Origin of the sequence: Solibacillus sp. FSL K6-1126 (genome assembly GCF_038003445.1) — a bacterium.
In the GTDB taxonomy this organism is placed as follows: Bacteria; Bacillota; Bacilli; order Bacillales_A; family Planococcaceae; genus Solibacillus; species Solibacillus silvestris.
This window is the reverse complement of record NZ_JBBOPD010000001.1, coordinates 802,305-821,084: the sequence shown is the minus strand read 5'-3', so window position 1 is coordinate 821,084 and position 18,780 is coordinate 802,305. Positions and strand designations below refer to the sequence as shown.

The 18,780-nt window shown below is 37.7% G+C and carries 13 protein-coding genes; 6 read left to right on the top strand and 7 right to left on the bottom strand.

Going from position 1 to position 18,780, the window contains the following annotated elements:
* Nucleotides 1-11: 11 nt before the first annotated feature.
* From MHH44_RS04020 to MHH44_RS04000, 5 genes are read right to left on the bottom strand one after another with little or no spacing between them, the layout of a single operon-like run.
* Complete coding sequence (locus MHH44_RS04020; RefSeq protein WP_340797869.1) at nucleotides 12-1,499, bottom strand: aldehyde dehydrogenase family protein; 1,488 nt, start codon at nucleotides 1,497-1,499, stop codon at nucleotides 12-14.
* Nucleotides 1,500-1,517: 18 nt separating this feature from the next.
* Nucleotides 1,518-2,420 (bottom strand): 4-hydroxy-tetrahydrodipicolinate synthase, encoded by a 903-nt coding sequence (gene dapA, locus MHH44_RS04015; protein ID WP_340797868.1) that lies wholly within the window; start codon nucleotides 2,418-2,420, stop codon nucleotides 1,518-1,520.
* A 28-nt stretch (nucleotides 2,421-2,448) separates the two neighbouring features.
* A complete protein-coding gene (locus MHH44_RS04010; protein ID WP_065216581.1) occupies nucleotides 2,449-3,321 on the bottom strand; it encodes a proline racemase family protein in 873 nt (290 codons plus the stop codon).
* 20 nt (nucleotides 3,322-3,341) lie between these two features.
* Complete coding sequence (locus MHH44_RS04005) at nucleotides 3,342-4,361, bottom strand: proline racemase family protein (protein WP_065216582.1); 1,020 nt, start codon at nucleotides 4,359-4,361, stop codon at nucleotides 3,342-3,344.
* Nucleotides 4,358-5,539 (bottom strand): NAD(P)/FAD-dependent oxidoreductase, encoded by a 1,182-nt coding sequence (locus tag MHH44_RS04000; RefSeq protein ID WP_340797867.1) that lies wholly within the window; start codon nucleotides 5,537-5,539, stop codon nucleotides 4,358-4,360. Before MHH44_RS04000 ends, MHH44_RS04005 begins: the two co-directional genes overlap by 4 nt.
* Before the next feature lie 132 nt (nucleotides 5,540-5,671).
* Here MHH44_RS04000 and MHH44_RS03995 point away from each other — a divergent pair, with 132 nt between their 5' ends.
* The 5 genes from MHH44_RS03995 to MHH44_RS03975 all read left to right on the top strand — a co-directional run bounded on the left by MHH44_RS03995 (nucleotide 5,672) and on the right by MHH44_RS03975 (nucleotide 10,916).
* Nucleotides 5,672-7,381 carry a sigma-54 interaction domain-containing protein gene (locus MHH44_RS03995; RefSeq protein ID WP_340797866.1) on the top strand — a complete coding sequence of 570 codons (1,710 nt, stop codon included), beginning with the start codon at nucleotides 5,672-5,674 and terminating at the stop codon, nucleotides 7,379-7,381.
* 137 nt (nucleotides 7,382-7,518) lie between these two features.
* Nucleotides 7,519-7,776, top strand: a complete 258-nt coding sequence (locus MHH44_RS03990; RefSeq protein WP_231918693.1) for a (2Fe-2S)-binding protein — start codon at nucleotides 7,519-7,521, stop codon at nucleotides 7,774-7,776.
* The gene (locus tag MHH44_RS03985; protein ID WP_065216586.1) at nucleotides 7,776-8,117 is read left to right on the top strand and encodes a (2Fe-2S)-binding protein; all 342 of its coding nucleotides are present in this window, start codon (nucleotides 7,776-7,778) and stop codon (nucleotides 8,115-8,117) included. Before MHH44_RS03990 ends, MHH44_RS03985 begins: the two co-directional genes overlap by 1 nt.
* Entirely contained in the window at nucleotides 8,107-9,324 is a 1,218-nt protein-coding gene (locus tag MHH44_RS03980; protein ID WP_340797865.1) for an NAD(P)/FAD-dependent oxidoreductase, read from the top strand. The genes MHH44_RS03985 and MHH44_RS03980 overlap by 11 nt, the downstream gene beginning before the upstream one ends.
* Before the next feature lie 137 nt (nucleotides 9,325-9,461).
* A complete protein-coding gene (locus tag MHH44_RS03975; protein WP_065216588.1) occupies nucleotides 9,462-10,916 on the top strand; it encodes an alanine/glycine:cation symporter family protein in 1,455 nt (484 codons plus the stop codon).
* A 405-nt stretch (nucleotides 10,917-11,321) separates the two neighbouring features.
* On the opposite strand, the gene MHH44_RS03970 is transcribed toward MHH44_RS03975, so the two are convergent.
* Nucleotides 11,322-14,849 carry a chitobiase/beta-hexosaminidase C-terminal domain-containing protein gene (locus tag MHH44_RS03970; RefSeq protein ID WP_340797864.1) on the bottom strand — a complete coding sequence of 1,176 codons (3,528 nt, stop codon included), beginning with the start codon at nucleotides 14,847-14,849 and terminating at the stop codon, nucleotides 11,322-11,324.
* A gap of 471 nt (nucleotides 14,850-15,320) precedes the next feature.
* On the opposite strand from MHH44_RS03970, the gene MHH44_RS03965 reads away from it, so the two are divergent.
* Nucleotides 15,321-16,211, top strand: coding sequence for a sulfurtransferase (locus tag MHH44_RS03965; protein ID WP_340799485.1), 891 nt, complete (start codon nucleotides 15,321-15,323; stop codon nucleotides 16,209-16,211).
* A 127-nt stretch (nucleotides 16,212-16,338) separates the two neighbouring features.
* Here MHH44_RS03965 and MHH44_RS03960 read toward each other — a convergent pair whose 3' ends face one another.
* A complete protein-coding gene (locus tag MHH44_RS03960; RefSeq protein ID WP_340797863.1) occupies nucleotides 16,339-18,339 on the bottom strand; it encodes a S8 family serine peptidase in 2,001 nt (666 codons plus the stop codon).
* Nucleotides 18,340-18,780: the final 441 nt, after the last annotated feature.

Below are 18,780 nucleotides of genomic sequence, written 5' to 3'. Positions count from 1 at the left end.
AAGAATAGAGATTATTTTTGTTTCATATTGACAAACACACTTTTCACTTCTGTGTAATTTGTTAGGCCGTATTCACCGCCCATTTCACGCCCAATACCAGATTGTTTATATCCACCGAACGGCATTGTTTCCCACTCTAAACCGAAATCATTGATCCATACTGTACCCGATTGTAGTTTACTAGCAATATAGTGTGCTTTCTTCACATTTTCAGTCCAAACACTTGCCGCTAAACCATATTTACTATCATTTGCGCGAGCAATCACTTCATCAACGGTTTCAAACTTAAAAATGGCCATTACTGGTCCGAAAATCTCTTCTCTTGCTATTGTCATGTCATCTTGTACATCCGCAAATACTGTTGGTTGTACGAAATACCCTTTCTCTAGTGCACGCCCGCCACCCGCTACTAAACGAGCACCTTCTACTTTACCTTTTTCAATAAACCCAAGAACCGTATCTAATTGCTTCTGTGATACTAAAGGTCCCATTTCAGTAGTAAGATCAAGTCCTGAACCTACTTTTACTGCTTTTGCCTTTTCAGCTAAGCGCTCAACAAATTGATCGTATAAGCTTGAATGAACGAATACACGTGTACAAGCACTACAATTTTGGCCGTGATTATACATTGTTCCGTTAAAAGTACCTTCAATTGCCTCTTCTACATCAGCATCCGGTAATACGATTGCTGGTGATTTCCCACCGAGTTCAAGCGTAATACTCTTTACGTCATCTGCTGCTTTTTTCATTACATGGATACCCGTTTTTGTTGAACCGGTAAATGCAACTTTCGCTACGCCTGGATGGGTCACAATGGCTTCCCCTGCTTCCCCTGTACCCGGTACAATGTTCACAACGCCAGCAGGGAAGCCCGCTTCGTTCATTAATTGTGCAGAATATAATAGTGAAAGAGGTGTTTCAGCTGCAGGTTTGATCACAATTGTACATCCTACGGCTAATGCTGCCCCTAATTTCCAGGCAGCCATCGCAAACGGGAAATTCCAAGGGATAATCTGCCCGACTACGCCAACCGGTTCATGGACAATATAATTCAAATAATCTTTTGACACTTGAACTGTTTTGCCATGTAGTTTTGTTGCCCAGCCTGCATAATAACGGAAATGTTGAATAGATCCACCAATGTCATCTGATAATGCAATTTCATATGGTTTACCATTATCTAACGCTTCTAATTGTGCCATTTCTTCCGCATGTTCTTCTAATAAATCAGCAAACTTATAAATAATTCGAGAGCGTTCGGATGCTTCCATATTCGACCATTCTCCATCAAATGCTTTTTGAGCTGCTTGCACCGCTGCATCCACATCCGCTACTTGTGCTTCACTTACTTGCGCAATTACTTCTTCTGTTGCTGGATTTAAGACATCAAATGTTTTACTAGAAACAGATGGCTTATATGCTCCATCAATGAATAGTCCAATCGGTGATTTTAAAAACTCTGTAACTTTTGGTTTTAATGCCTCTAAAGTTGTTTTCATGAATTTCATCTCCTTCCCTTATTTATACAGCGGGGCTAATACACCTAAGTCAGCCATATGTTGCTTTAAAATTGCATCTTCTTCCTCAGTTAACGGTAAACGAGGTAAGCGACAAGGACCCCCTGCCCACCCTTTTAACTCCATTGAACGTTTTGCAATTTGCACATACTTACCTGAGCCTTCTAAAAACTCACATAACGGTAAAATACGATCATATAATGCCCAGGCTTTTTCTAAATTTCCTTCTATTATATTGTTGTAAATATCCGTTACCAATTCTGGTACAATGTTGCCTGCAACAGAAATCCAACCTACAGCGCCAACCAAAAATGACTCCATTACTAAATCCTCTGATCCACAGAAGACTTTTAAGTTATTTTCACCTTGACGCACAATATTACGTGCTTTTTGGATACTGCCACTTGATTCTTTAATATGTGTAATATTTGGAACATCGTGTCCAACTTTTAAAATTGTCTCTAGACCGATATCTACCCCTGATGTAAACGGATTATTATAAATCATAATCGGGAAGCTTACTGACTCTGCCACAGATTTAAAATGTAAATAGATTTCTTCATCTTTAGGATGCGCGTAGTAGGAGTTAATTAATAAAGCGGCATCTGCACCAGCTTTCTCTGCTTGTTGCGTATATTCAATGGCATCTGCAGTTGTTTCAGCTGCCGTACCAACGATTAATGTAACACGTCCTTTTACTTGATCCACTGCAATTTCTACCGCTCTAAAACGTTCTTCTTTCGTTAATGAAACAAACTCACCTGTACTACCATTAATGGCAATTCCTGCAACACCTGCTTCAATAAACTTTTCGATATTCTCACGGTAACCATCCCAGTTGATTTCTTGTTGATTTAGCATTGGGGTTACCAGTACTGGAAATACTCCTTCTAATTTCGCCATTTTATATTCCTCCTAATTTATAATTTTTCTAAATAATAACAAACCCTTCTTGCAGTGGATCTTCTTGGTCTACTACAAACTGATGGGTTCCTGTTATATAACTTTTTAATGCAAGTTCATAGCCATCTTTTTGATTTGCTCGAATTTTTATTGAACTGCCAAATATACTTTCATTGATTAATTCATTTGGCTCTCCTAAAAATGCAGCCATCGCTAAAGTAGTATCAACTCCGGGAGAACGCAGCACGTAACCGTCTTTTTCAAAAGTTACAGTGCGAAGATGGGTGTCTAATTTTTCATACATAATAACACCATCAACGTCAATAATTTTTACACTCTCCTCAATTCCCCATGTACTAATCGATGACAGCTCATCTAGTTGAATTGCTGAAATTCCAGCCGGTTTTTCAACAATTGCGTATTTACGTTTACTGTCAACAATTGCTACATCACTTTCAATGACGGCTTTCGCAAGTTGTAATTGTACAGCGGAAACTGTATTACCGCCTTCTGACAGTTCAATCTTCGCTGTGATCAAACCTTCTGTCGTTTCAATTGTTACTAATTGTTGCTCATTTGCCTGCACTGTATTTTGTTCAATCAATGCTGTTACTGATGCAATAATTGCTTCATATTTAAAGGATTGACTTGCTTCATGTTGGAAGAAAAGCAAACGAAATGTTGCCTCTTTTGAAGGCAATACTATACACCCATTCATCCCTCTATGACCACGGGGCTCACTTAGCAATAATTTTTTAGGGATTTCAAAGTGTTGACTTAACATATTGGCTGCTTCATCGATAGACTGCTCTGCAATCATTATTGGCGACTGCGTCACGATTCGAAAAGCTTGACCTACTACTTGCGTATCGATTGTATGAAAGGATTGATTAAATTTCATAAATACTCTCCTCTTTTTTATTAATGATCCATTGGTGGTATCATCAAGTATCCTTCTCGCAATGGGTCTTCTTCATTATAATAAAATCGGTGCATGCCCATTACCCAAGCAGATCCAGATACTTGTGGAATAATCGCCTGCACTCCAGGTACCTCGACTTCTTCTAATATTTGGGCTGTGAATATTGTACCTACAATACTTTCATACAAAAACGGTTCATTTAATTGAAGCTTGCCCTTTTTATATAGTGTGGCAACTTTTGCAGATGTCCCAGTACCGCATGGTGAACGATCAATTCCTCCCGGGGGAACAACTACTGTATTTTTTAAATGCGCTTGTGGATTCTCCGGATCTGTATAAAACTCCATGTGTGTTAAACCATGGATAAATGGATATTCTGGATGAACAATTTCTTCTTTTGCATTAATTGCATTGCGTAAACGAATACCTACATTAATAATTTTAGTGGCATTATCAACCGTTAATTGCAATCCAAGCTTTCTAGCATCAATTATTCCGTAAAAGTTTCCACCGTATGCAACTTCTACTTCTACTGTTCCATACTCTATGTCCTCAATAACTACATTTTTCAAGAAGAAGGATGGTACATTTTTAAATGTCACTTCTTTCGCGATGCCCTTTTCTACACGAATATTTACATCTACCAAGCCAGCAGGTGTATCTAAAGTAACCTGTGTAAACGGTTCTACAACAGGTATTAATTGGGATTCAACCAATGCCGTACATACACCAATTGTGTCATGCCCACACATTGGCAAATAACCGCCTGTTTCTATATAAATAACCCCCAAGTCGGCATCTGGATGGCATGGATCTGTAATAATAACGCCTGACATTACACCATGTCCGCGGGGCTCATTCATTAAAAATTTTCGAATCCAGTCATAATTTTTTTGCATATACAGCATTTTTTCTGACATTGTCTCGCCTTCCAATGCGGGCATCCCACTAATTAACGAACGTGTAGGGTTTCCACCAGTATGAGTGTCAATTGTTGTAAACAATTTATCATATTTCATGTATAGACAGCTCCCTTCTTAAATCGATTTATATGAACCGGCTCCTGTGGGATACATGTTTTCTTTTCTTGAAGTAACTCCTGAATCAATTTCCCTGTTACCGCAGCCAAACTAATGCCATCCCCTTCGTGACCTGCTGCAATATAAAAACCTGGTACTTCTTCTACTTCACAGATAATCGGTAAATGATCTGCTGTCCAAGGACGTAAGCCTGCATATGTACGGATGATATTCATATCCCCAATTTTCGGATAAAATCGGACCGCACGACGGGCAATCATTTTTACTACATGGTGATTGACTTTCGTATCAAACCCTATAAACTGACGGCTACTGCCAATTAAAAAGTTTTGAGCTTCAGTCGGTTCAAATACTAAAGCTACTCCATATTTTTCAATGTCCGCATCCACTTTACGTTCGCCACCAAATTTAGAAATTAAATAGCCAAATTCCATTACTTTACGAAGACCTACTGGCTGTTGACGTGATGCCACAATAATATGTCCCTTTCGAGGTGAAATTGGAATGTCTACATTCAGCATTTGACCAATTGTTGGTGCCCAAATTCCACAAGCATTCACAACTTTATTGGCAGTCATCGTACCGTTATTTGTCTCAATTAAAAAAGTACCTTCAGGCTGCTTTGTAACATTTTTCACTTCTGTATGTTTAAAAATTTTGGTGCCCATTTTCTCCGCCGCATGGAACATCGAAAACGTTAACATATATGGGTTTACAGTCGAATCTGTTTGACATTCCAATCCTCCATATAAATCATCTGCAAAGTATTTGGATTCATTTCGTAAATCGGCACGATCCAACATTTTAAAATTTAAACCTGCATCTAACTGCCGCTTGACCCACTGTTGTGCTGCCTCCATTTCTATATCACTCTCACAGATTAAAATACTACCCGGATTACGATATTCGAATTTAATTTCTAAGTCGCGATCCAGTTCATGAACTAACTGTTGACTAACAAGGGACATTTGGCTATCGAAGCCTGGGTCCTTATCAATCGCTAAAATATTTCCATCACATCGAGATGATGTACCACTTGCTAACTCATTTTTTTCTAATACGGTTAAGTTTATGCCAGCTTTTGCTCCATAGTAGGCAATTGCTGCACCAATGATGCCACCACCAATGACGACAACATCATGAGTTGAATGATTCAAAATAGTTCCCCCCTTTGCATTAGTTATATTGCAAATCTTATGCCAACTTTTTACACAGAGGGGTTGAATAGCTGTACAATTCATGTAAATATTAATTTAATATTCAAAAAAATAGACGGGTAGGGGTTATTTATGCAAACAGCACAATTCATTATTAACAAACTAGTAAGTAATCGTTTTGAAATTGTCCCTCCAGAAGAAATTCATGAAAGAGATCCATCGGATAAAATCCAATACTTTTTAAATGACAACGAAAAATTATATGCAGTACGCCGTGGACGACGGAAAGATGATTTACATTATTTCTCAACACAAATCGTACGCGAGAATTGCCCTCTAAAAACGGCACTCGATTATTTAGAGGAATACGAATATCTATTAGTACGTGATGAAAATAAAGTTTTTACGGGCTATTTAAGTCGTGATATTTTAATTCAACAACTCGCTTATCAACTTGAAAGCACCAATGCATATTTAAATACAATCTTAGAAACTATCAATGAATCGTGCACTGTCATCGATGAAAACCAATCTGTCATTTACTGGACAAAAGGGGCAGAAGATATTTTTTCATTTAGTAAGGAAGAAATTATCGGCAAGCCGATTACTGAATTTTTCAATGTCAATAATCTAAAAATTTTACAGACATTAGAACATGGCAAATCAGTTTATCAACATCAACACAAAGCACGTGAAGATCTAGTTGTGATGATTAATTCAAACCCAGTTAAAATTAACGATAAGATTATCGGTGCTGTCGTTTCTGAAATGAATGTAACGAAAATGCATCGATTAAATGAAGAGTTACTTCAAACATCGGAAAAATTAGTTAACTTAGAAAAACAAATGCAAGCAAATGGTTTAGGACATGACCCATTCATACTAATCCGAGGGAATAGCCCGGAAATAAAAAATGTTTTATCCAATGTCCGAAAAGTTGCCGAAACACAAGCAAACATATTAATTTATGGAGAAAGCGGTGTCGGAAAAGAATTATTTGCAAGAGCTGTTCATGCTATTCGCGAGCAATCGGATGCACCTTTTGTCGCTATTAACTGTGGGGCTATTCCAAACGGATTATTTGAAAGTGAAATTTTCGGTTATGAAAAAGGAGCCTTTTCCGGAGCAAGCCAAAAAGGGAAAAAAGGAAAGGTAGAGCTAGCACGTGGAGGAACACTTTTTTTAGATGAAATTGGCGAAATGCCACTTGATATGCAAGTAAAATTACTTCGATTATTACAAGAGAAAACCTATTATCCAGTCGGCGGAACAAAAGAAATCGAAGTAGAATTTAATTTAGTGGCTGCGACAAATCGGGATTTAATTGAATTAGTTAAAGAAAAGAGATTCAGAGAAGATTTATATTATCGCTTAAATGTTGTCAATCTTACCGTGCCGCCACTTCGAGAACGAGGGCAGGATATACTCGAACTAAGTAATTACTTCTTATATGAGAAATCTATTAAGTACAATCGCCCTATTCAAGGAATCCCAACAGAAATTGCAGATATTTTATTACAATATAGTTGGCCAGGTAACGTGCGTGAATTAAGTAATGTTATTGAACGTCTCGTTATTTTCTCAAATGAAGGTGTAATTAATAAAAAAGACTTGCCACCTGAAATTTTTACACTCATTCCCGAAAAGAATTCAAAACCTTCAGCTTCCTCAGAAGGACTTTCAACTAGTCATTTAAATGAGCAACTTGAACAAGTTGAACGTGATATTTTACTTGAACAGCTAAAATTGGCAAATGGTAATAAACAAGTTTGCGCCAAAAATTTAGGTGTAACTCGTAGTACTTTATATAACCGTCTAAAAAAGTTAAATATTGATGTATAAACTTCACGTGAACAATTTCAAAAAACATTTCTTTTCATTTCATCTCCATTTAAAAGCTTTTGGCATCATATTTGCAATATAAATCAATGTGAATAAAATTGGAATTTGAGGTGTCGAACATGAGTGAAAAAAGAGGAATGTCTATGATTGTTTGTCGTTGCGAGGAAGTTTCCTATGATGAACTAGTTGAAACTGCAAAACAAAACGGTTGTTCTGCTCGCGAATTAAAATTAAGAACTCGAGCTGGAATGGGATACTGTGGTGGGCGTACATGTCGCACGATGGTTGATCAAATTGCCCATGTATACGCCGAGCGTGATAATAGCCAAGTATCATTAAAATATCAGGCACCTATTCGTCCTGTACGTTTTTCCGATATGGGGGAGGTTAAATAATGTCCCAACGAATTTTAATTCATCCTATTTTAGGTAACTTAGACCACCGTGAAGTAGTTACATTTTCCTTTGATGGCCAAACATTAACAGGCTATAAAGGCGAATCACTTTCTGCTGCGTTGCTAGCAAATGGTATCCGTACTTTACGTGTACATGAAGAAACAGCATCTCCACGCGGGATTTATTGTAACATCGGGCATTGTTTTGAATGTCGCGTTACGATTGATGGATTGGACGGTGTTCGTGCATGTTTAACGCCATTAGTTGATGGTATGAATATTACGAGTGGCATCCAATTGGAGACCGCGGTACGCGATTGGAGGAAGAATAATGGAAAATAGTGTGATCATTATTGGAGCTGGACCAGCGGGTTTAAGTGCAGCCATTACATTAGCTGAACAAAATATTGCGGTAACCGTATTAGATGAATATCTATATACTGGTGGTCGCTTACTCGGCCAACTATATGAAGAATCGCCACAAAAATGGTGGAACGGAATTGTGGAATCAGAAAAGTTATCAACGCGGGCTAAGGAGCTTAATGTAAATATTCTTTTACAAACTAGTGTCTCAGATTTAGAACAGATTGATTCTACATGGCATATTTACACAAATCGTGGCGAGTTTATAACTGAACATTTATTGTTAGCAACAGGGGCTGCAGAATCACCATTTCCTATTCCGGGATGGACATTACCAGGAGTTATGTCAATAGGCGCGGCACAGGTGATGACAAACGTGCACCGTGTAAAACCTGGTCAACGAGGTGTAGTTATTGGTGTTAATGTGCTTTCATCCGCTATCGCAATGGAGTTAAATATTGCCGGTGTTGAGTTAGCAGCAATTACCCTACCTGCGCAAAATTTATGTACAATTCAAAGTAGCAATCCATATGAAGTTATGAATTCATTATTACACGTTTCACATATGGCACCGAACCCGCTCATAAAAATGGGAAGTAAATTCATGAAAAATGACTTCATGAAAAAACTAGGCATTACATTCTATCCAAAGAATGGGGTCAAAATGTGGAACATCCCTATCCTATTACGCAAAGCTGTTATCGAAATTGTTGGAACAGAACAAGTCGAAGGTGTCAAAATTGCAACAGTGAATATTGATGGCTCTGTGGTGAAAGGAACCGAAGAAATCATTCAAGCAGATTTTGTCTGTATCGCCGGTGGTTTATATCCTTTAGCTGAACTTGCTTCTATCGCAGGCTGTTCTTTCCATTATATTGAACAATTAGGTGGATTTGTCCCTTTACATAGTTCAACTATGGAAACGAATTTAGCAGGTTTATATATGGCGGGTAATATTACAGGGATTGAAGGTGCAAAAGTTGCGTTAGCCCAAGGTAAAGTGGCTGCTTTATCCATTTCCAAGAATATGGGGAAACCTATTAGTAGCCAAGATATAGAACAAGCGATACAAAATGTTAATGACACAAGGGACAAGGCACACATTCAATTTCACCCTGACGTTTTAAATGGTCGTATTCAAATTGAAACACTTTGGAAACAAGCCGTTCACAACCCTTCTGTTTGAATGCAAGTAAAAAAAATTTAACCACCTCCCTCTTTTTCTACGTTTATGGCATCAAACATGCATGATGTATAACGTCTGAGAAAGGGGGACTTTTTTTTCTTACAAATCTTTAAAAATAAAATTAAAGGGGTGGAACTATGGAAGACTATGTTTACAAACTCGTAGATATTATTTGGGGAAATGCACTTGTTTACTTAGCTTTGGGAGTAGGTCTTTATTTTACAATCGCTACACGTTTTGTTCAACTAAGATATCTACCTGAAATGCTTCGGTTGTTACGCGAAAATGATTCATCAAAGGAAGGGATATCTTCATTTCAGGCGTTCTGTATAGCTTTATCTGGTCGTGTAGGGGTTGGTAATATTGCTGGAGTTGCAACTGCAATTGCTTTTGGTGGTCCAGGTGCTGTATTTTGGATGGTTGTTATGGCATTTTTAGGTGGCGCTAGTGCTTTTATTGAATCGACTTTAGCTCAATTGTACAAACAAAAAGCAGACGGCCAATATCGCGGTGGTTCGCCATTCTATATAGAAAAAGGGTTAAAGTTAAAAGCTTTTGCTGTATTTGTTGCTTTCGTCATTGCTCTTTCTTACGGTATTTTGGTGCCAGGTATTCAATCGAATACCATTGCTTCATCATTTAATACAGCGTTTAATATTGATCCAATGATTACAGGGATTATTGTTGTTGTTTTACTTGGAGTTATTATTTTTGGTGGCGTTAAACGTATTGCAAATGTTGCGGATAAGGTTGTACCAATCATGGCAATTGCTTATGTCATTTTAACAATCATAATACTCGGAGCTAATTTTTCAGAAATTCCAGGTATGATTTCATTAATTATTTCTAGTGCATTTGGCTATAATGAAGTATTTGGTGGAATTATCGGAACGGCTATTGCTTGGGGTGTACGTCGTGCCGTATTTTCTAACGTTGCAGGTGCAGGCGAAGCAACGTTCAGTTCTGCAGCAGCTGAAGTTTCACACCCAGCCAAACAAGGTTTAGTACAAGGCTTCTCGATTTATATTGATACCATTATTGTTTGTACTGCAACTGCATTAATGATTTTAATTACAGGCATGTACAATGTAATACCATCTGGATATGAAACAGCATTGGTAGAAAATGTCCCTGGCTTAGTAGCAGGTACAGAGTATACGCAAGCAGCTGTATCAACAGTATTTAGTGGATTTGGTAGCGGATTTGTAGCAATCGCTATTTTCCTATTCGCTTTCACTACATTAATGGCCTATTATTATATCGCTGAAACAGCTATTGTATACTTAGACAATAAATTACGCTATCCGTACTTAAAGCATGTACTAAAAATTGTATTCTTAATCGTTGTATTCATTGGCAGTGTTCAATCTGTAAGTTTAATGTGGGCTTTTGGTGATATTGGATTTGGAAGTATGTGTTACTTAAACTTCATTGCAATTGTATTATTATCAAAACCTGCATTCAAAGTTTTAAAAGATTACGATCGTCAGAAGAAAGCTGGAGTAAATCCTGTATTTGATCCACGTGAAGTAGGCATTGAAAACGCGGACTTTTGGATTGAATATAGCGATAAATATAAGCATAAACAATAAATACTAAAACACCCTTCTTCCCACTTGATAATAGTTTCAGGACAAAATCGAAATTGTTTCGGCAATTTCGATTTTTGTAATTGTGTAACCTTGATTCAGTAATTTTCTTAGACTACTCATGGATATAGCATCGGATATAAAATTAACAATCGCCAATAAACCCATGCCGACACCTGTAGCTTATTTCGGTATTTCGGCAGCGATTCCCCAGTTTGTTAAGTGCACCATCTTGTTAAGGATTCTCGCTGAAATTTATCCTGCTCGATATGAACGGCAGTATGGGACCAGCTCCAACTGCTGAATGGACTTATATCAGTAAATTATTCTGCACCTTGCCGTGAAAAAAAACTCTGCACAGCAAAAGCCATGTAGAGTTTTAATTTGTATTAACTTAATAAAGAACAATCACTTGAACTCTATGCTTTTCTCATCCGCTCCTTTAACATACTGAATGTTTGCACCCGGAGGCAGATTCCGTATTTCTTTTACATGATTACCTTCAATGATTATTTTACCGATTTTTGTACCTTTAAAGTCAATAATTGCATTTCCTTTTTTAGGGCTGAGTGTTACCGTTTTATCTGCAAATCCAACTCCGTGGAATTCTGCATATTCACTAAATACCGCAATACCGTTTTTAATATCTGTATTCTCACCCAGTGTAAGTGAAATACTTGGGCGGTTCATAATTAACTTGCCTGTTTTATAGTTGTTATAATTGTACACATTTTCCGGTATGATCGGCTCCGGTGTTTCTTCTTTACCAGACTTCAAATCAATCTGAACTAGTACCGGATCATGGTCAGATGCACGGCCCTGCGCTTCCGTAAAGTTCGCATTAATATGAATCATATCAATCTCCGTTATTTCTGCAAGATTGTTCGATACTAAAATGTGATCCAGTACTTGGTTGTTTCCTTGGAAATAGTAGCTGAAGCGATCTTCCACAGGTGCCTTGTCGACCATATTCGTCAAAACGCCACCTTTTAATGTTTCAAGAGCCGGTGTAAATTCAAAGTCATTCATATCACCCGCTACAACAATGTTAACGTCCGGATCTTTTGCAAGACCTTCATCGATAAAGTCATTGATTACCTGTGCAAGCTCAATACGCTCTGGTTCAGATCCTAAAACCGGTGGCTGTGTTGGACCCCATAACGAATCGTCCCCACCTTTAGAATTTAAATGTGCACCAATAACGACAATGCGCTCTTCCTGGAATTCAAACTCTGCCGCAATCGGTTTACGTGTATCTTCAAATTTTGAAGGATTCACAAAACCTGGATTCAATGCAAGGCTGCCTTCTTCTGTCCATGCATTCGCCTGCTCTCCTGTTCCATTTGTCCCATCAACAAGTGAAACACGTTCAGGGTTGTACAAGTATCCTACACGGATATTTCCGCCTGGTGCACCACCACTTGTATTATTGATCGGCATAACATCAATCCAGTCATATTGAGGACCACCCGCTACTTTAATTGCGTTAATTAATCGCAAGTAACTTTCTGATGCATCGGCATTTCCTGAATCTGTTTGACCGTCATTATCCTGTACTTCCACTAATGTAATAATATCCGGTGACTTCATATTATTTACAAATGTCGAAGCAATTTTTGCTGCTTTTTCATCGGATGTATTATCCTTGTTATTCGAAAAGTTTTCAATATTATAAGATGCCAAGTTCAGCTTGTCCGCTACCGGATCAAGATGCGTTACTTCCTGCTGAATGTTCGCCTTTATTACTTCCGGGAATACTTTATTCGTATTCAGGCGGTAACCGTCAGAGAAGTTCTCCACAAAACCGATCAGCGCATCATTAAAGTGATCGCCTGATTCATAGTTTTTTCCTGATACCCCTTCAAGCATAATCTTTTCAGGGTTGTAATCATCGGCAGCAATATTTAGACCGCCATTGTCATTAAACGTATTGTTTGTTGTACCAGGAACGACGATTGGTGAATCATTGTTATACATCGGTCCTACTACTCTTGCTTCAGGGAATGAGACAAGCATGTATTCGATTGACTCCCAGAAATCAATTCCGTCTTCTTGCGGGTCAAAAATGGCAAAACTGTCATTATCGATAATTCTTTTTGGAGGGAATAAATCTTCACCGATCACAAGTGTTTCAGGAACAGCTGCCGTTCCTGTTTTTTCAATCTCAGTAGCAGCAATTTGCGTATCTTTTAAACGCGTATTACCGCCGACTTCCGTTACATTACCGGTTACTTTCACTGCATCTCCTACCGAAACACCATGCGATGATTTGTTCACTTTTATCGCAGTTGATTTCACACCATCGAACGATGTATTTTCTTGCATAATGAAGTTAGAACCGTCAATTACAAATGTTACGACACCATCTACATCGTTTACTTGTAATCCTGCATACGGAGAAGTATGGTTTGCCCCTTGAATTTCGCTGATTGTCGCATTGTCCGTATCAATAATCTCGTACACGAATGTTGCAACTGTACTGTTCGTTAACCCGTCTTTTACACCAATAGCTTTAATCGTCATCGGTTTGTTGACAGTAATTGGACCCGTATATTTTGTGCTTGCTGTTGTCGGTGTCGAACCATCCACTGTGTAATAAATCGTTGCACCTTCTGTAATTGTAGAAAGTTTTACATTAGTGCCGGCTGTTACGCCACCTGTATGAGAAGCTTGGACATCCTGCACTTTTGTCGTATCTTCAATAATACGGATTGGAAGCAGCTGATGGTTTGTAAACTGACCAACAATCCCTGTAATTTCCCCATACGTTTTTCCATTTACTAAACCAGAATCTCTTGTTTTATCATAAATTGCAAACGAGCCGGCTGCGTCTGTTCCTGTAAAGTTTTGGCCAGACCCGGTAATCTCTACGTTCTTTAGAGTTACTAAACGAGATTCATTGTTTTCTGCAATACCTGCGCTTGTGATAACTTGCGGCTCCGGTACTGTTGATGAAGTTGTTATACCAACAAGGGAGATATTCTTTAACTGTTTAAGCCCGCTGTATTCATCAACTGTCCCTTGAACGGTAACAAGGTCTCCAACTTTTGCTGTAAGACTGTCCGCTGGGTAAATTGCAATCGCTGCACCCGTCTCGTCCTGAATATGCGCTGTCGCTGTTTCAAGTTTTGCAGTGACAATCCCTGAAACAATTACTTCCTCGCCGATTGCCTTATTGCGTGCTTCTTCAATTGAAATGGCTGTTGGCGCTGTTTTAATTGTGTAGGTAAATGTTGCAACTTCGCTATTGTCCAAATCTGCTGCTGTTGCAAATACTTTAATTGTCGTTGCTTCATTGATAACTATACCTGTTGATCCATTATAAACCGTACTTTCTGTTGTCGGTTCAGAACCATCTGTAGTGTAATAAATCGTTGCATTTGGCGTAGCCGATGAAAGAGTTACTTTTGTTCCTGCATAAACTTCGCCGGTTGCTGGGGAAGCTTTGACAGTTGCTACTTGTGTCGGCTCTTCTGGAGTAGGTGAATCATTACTAACAAACTGAATGAAACTAGGTGATTTTAATCCTGCATGATTACCAAAGTATTTTTCCAGCGAACCTGTTATTACTACTTTTTTACCAAGATTGCCAGGATTCGTTTTCAATCCAAATTCAGCTCTGAATGACGCTGGTAGTTGAATGTAGAGCATTTTTGTTACATCGGTTTCACCCGGACTGTCCGCGATAGCGATATTCGTATCCGTTTCAGCTTCTACTACATAAGAGGTTTCACTTTTTGCAAAACCTACTATATAACCTTCTACCTTAACGTCCGATTTAGCAAAAGCTGGATCAAACTGGCTAATCGCTTCATCTACTCCGATAGCGCCAGTTGTTTCTGCTTGTACAACTGAAAAGTGAGGCAAAATCATAGATAGTACTAGTAAAAATGATAATACAATTTTGGACACATAATTGAATCCACTATTTTTCATTTGTTTTAGCTCCTTATAATTTTTTATATCTCAAAAAAGCAAACCCTTCTTAATTTAATTAAAGGATTTGCTTTGGGAGATTAAATGAATACCTTCTTGCTTTTAAAAACACCACTTATAATAGGAATGCTTACTTACTCTATTACATCATTTGAATATTAAAGTTATATTTAAACAATGTTATAATTTTATAAAAATTCAATAATATCTAATAGAGCCAATTCTCCTATTCCCTTAATTAGAGTCTTATTTCTTATTAAGAATATCTATCTTATGTGTACTTAATTCTACTTAATCATTTATAATTTCTATAATATGTACTTATAGCTCTACTTTTAAAACTTGCTAATCTCAATTCAGTTAGATTTGTTCTGACCAAAGCAGCAAATAGAACTCAACAATAATTTGTGTTAAAGTGAAATTTATACAGAGTAATTCTATAAGAATAATTCAAAAAGGAGCTTGATAATGATGAGAAAAATTCCATATGTAGTGGATGGTGACTGGGTGGAGGCGCGACTTGAAGATCCAAACTTACGCTTAATCGATGCATCAACTTTCTTAAAAATTCCTGAAGGCGAAGGATTCCCAGAACTATGGTCCGGTTTCGAAGCTTATAAGGAAGAGCATATTCCGGGAGCTGCTTATGCTGATTTACTGAAGGACTTCACTAACCCTGAAGGAAAGGCACCATTTACAATTGCAACAAGAGAGCAATTTCTGAAAGTGGTGGAACCATTAGGAATTACTGAAGAAACTTATGTAGTTATTTATGACCGCGGACCACTGGTAAATGTCGATATATTAGCATCTGACTGGTCGGCACGTTTGCGCTGGCAATTAAAATATGAAGGCTTTGATAATGTAGCTGTACTCGACGGTGGATACCGTAAGTGGAAGCTTGATGGTCGTCCAACAGAAACAGGAATCTCCAATTATGAGCCTGCACCATTTCCAGGAGAACGCCGTGAGCATATGATTGTTACTAAAGAAGAGGTAAAGGCAGCTTTAGGGGATGATAATATTGTATTGATCAACAGTTTGTCAGAGGCCGACTTCCGAGGTGAAACAACAACATACCCGCGCCCAGGCCATATTCCGGGAAGTAAGCATGCTTTTTTCGGGTCCCATTCAGATCCTGAAACGCGTTTACTATACGATGATGCAACATTATGCGCTACCTTTGAAAAATTAGGTGCGCTCGATCCTAATAAAAAAGTGATTACTTATTGCGGTGGTGGAATTGCTGCGACATGGAACGCGTTACTGTTAAATAAATTAGGTCAGGAAAACGTGGCGGTGTATGATGGTTCGTTGAATGAATGGGCGGCTGATGAGAGTTGTCCGTTGGTAACGGGATAAGTAAGGTATAAACTTCATATTTATTAATAATAAAAGCCCCTTTTGTACAAAATAGCTGGTCCGATATACCAGAAATGTACAATTGGGGCTTTAAGTTTAGCTTACTCTATCTTGATGCATGAAAGCTTTATTTTAGTCTTTTCAATAACTGCTGTTTTTCTTTTCCATTTGGCAGCTCTTGTACTAATTTCACCGCTAAGTTCCGGTTAGCTTTTGTTTTTTTCTTTTCATAATTGGCTACACGTGTTTTCGCTTTAGCTGTATTATTGTTGACTGTTTTCTGAATTCTTTTTTCCAGCAGTTCACGCTGTTTTTCATCAAATACTGATTGAACAGCCTTTACTGCTTTATTATAGTTGTTCAATGTTTGGACTTTTTCATATGCTGAAATATTTACCATTGCAGTTTTTACGGCAGCTTGTACTTGCTTTGCCAACTTTTCGAGTAGTTCAGACTTAATCGATGAATCTGGTAAGCTATTAATGGAAAAGTTCGCATAACTGTATTGACTCTTAGTTGGCTGCTTTTCATATTGTGCCAAACTGTCAATTGCTTTTTTCGCAAATTCCTTTAGCGCCTCATTTAACGCTTCTTCTAAATCATTCTTCTTATTTAAAGAAGGTAATTTGTTCATTTCTGCTTCAGCCTTTTTATAGTTATAGACTGTTTTATTTTTAATAAAAGTTGTAACAGCGTTTGTTGCCGGTTCCAGTAACCTCTCAATAACAGCATCAACTTCTTTTTGCTTTTGGACTCTTACATCAGTAGCAGCCAATTTCGCTAATAGTGCTTTTAAATCAGTCATATACTGTTCAGTAGGATTTTTTTCAAAATCACCTAATAATTGATTGATTTCTTTAATAATCGTTTGCTCTGCTTTATTTCGTTCATTTTTTAATGCCAGTTTTTCAATCGAATCAGGCATTGAATCAATTTTTTTATTCAAAGCCTCAGCAGATATCCCACTCTTCAAAAGCTCATCTACAACTCGTACATTCGGAAGTCTGAACTTAGGCAGCCCATACCCGTACAAAGTATCGAAACCTGCATCTCCTAAATCATCAGTAATATAACGCAAACCTTCCCGCAATTCAGCAGGTGTTGCATATGGATATTGTTCCATTAATAGTGCTAGCATTCCCGTTATATGTGGTGTTGCCATCGATGTACCATTGTATGTAGCATATTGGCCATTTAAATATGTACTGTAAATTTCTTCTCCCGGTGCTGCAAAATCATTCATATCGCCCGTTCCGCTAAATGAAGAACGCTTGAAATAACGATTAATCGCAGCTACTGATATTACTTCTTCATGACGTGCCGGGTAATTAATCGTATTTCCAGTCCCGTTGTCATTTCCTTCATTGCCACTTGCTGCGACGATTAGTAAACCATATTCAGATGCCTTCTTAATTCCTTCATGCAAGGACTGCGCATATTCCAAATCTCCAAAGCTTAAATTAATGATGTCCATATGATTGTCGATTGCCCAATCAATTGCCTGCAACACAACCCGAACATCACCGATCCCATCACTCTTTATTGCCTTCACAGCATAAACTTCAGCATTTGGTGCAACTCCAGCTACACCGATACCATTATGCTTTCCTGCAATAATTCCTGCCACATGGGTCCCATGGCCATGATCATCAACATAGCTTTCCCCTACAAATGATTTTCCACCCGCAATTGTCAGGTCCGAATGGTTTGCCACCCCCGAATCAATAATTGCAATTTTAACGCCTTTACCTGTATAGCCCTGACTCCAGCTACTTTGCACATCCATTGCCTTCAAATTCCACCGTTCTAATTCAGCAGAAGATAAATTTGCTACTTTAAACTGATTTTGAAGGGTGAATTGTTTGTTCTTTTCGTAAAACTCGATATGTCCTTCTTTCTTCAAACTTTTTAACTGTTCGTTTGAAATTTTTATCATCATCATTTGTAAATGCTCGTACTCTTCTACGACAACATTAGCTTGCTTGATGATTAATTGTTTGCTTGTTTCTGAATGGTATTTTACAATAACGCTATCTTCTGATGCTACCAGAGAGGCTTCAGCTAATGTAGAGAGATTAAAAATAAGTATCCCTACAGATAATAGTCCTGTTAATAGTATTTTTTTCATGGTTCCACTCCGTATATTTCATTTTCACTATATATAACATACCATAAATCCCGATTGAAAAATTGTAAAATTCATATTTATCTGATACCTTTTTTCAGTAGTAAAACAATCACATTCACACTTACTGATTTGATTCCTACTAAATTATGTTTTCGATTTCTCCTTCCAATATAGTAATATGTACCCTATATGAAAATATCGTATTAAGCTCTGTTTGAATCACTAAGAATACTTAACCAAGAAGTCATTTGTATTGTAAAGGTTTAAAAAGTGTTCATCCTTAATGAGCAAAAAATGTTCAAATTAGCTTGACGGTTACATGCACATTATAATAGCTTTTTGCAGAATTAGTTAAAGCACTATTTCTGCTTTTATTTTTATATAGGTAAGAATCAATATATACTATAAAATATTAGTAACTTTAGTCAGTACACATTTAAA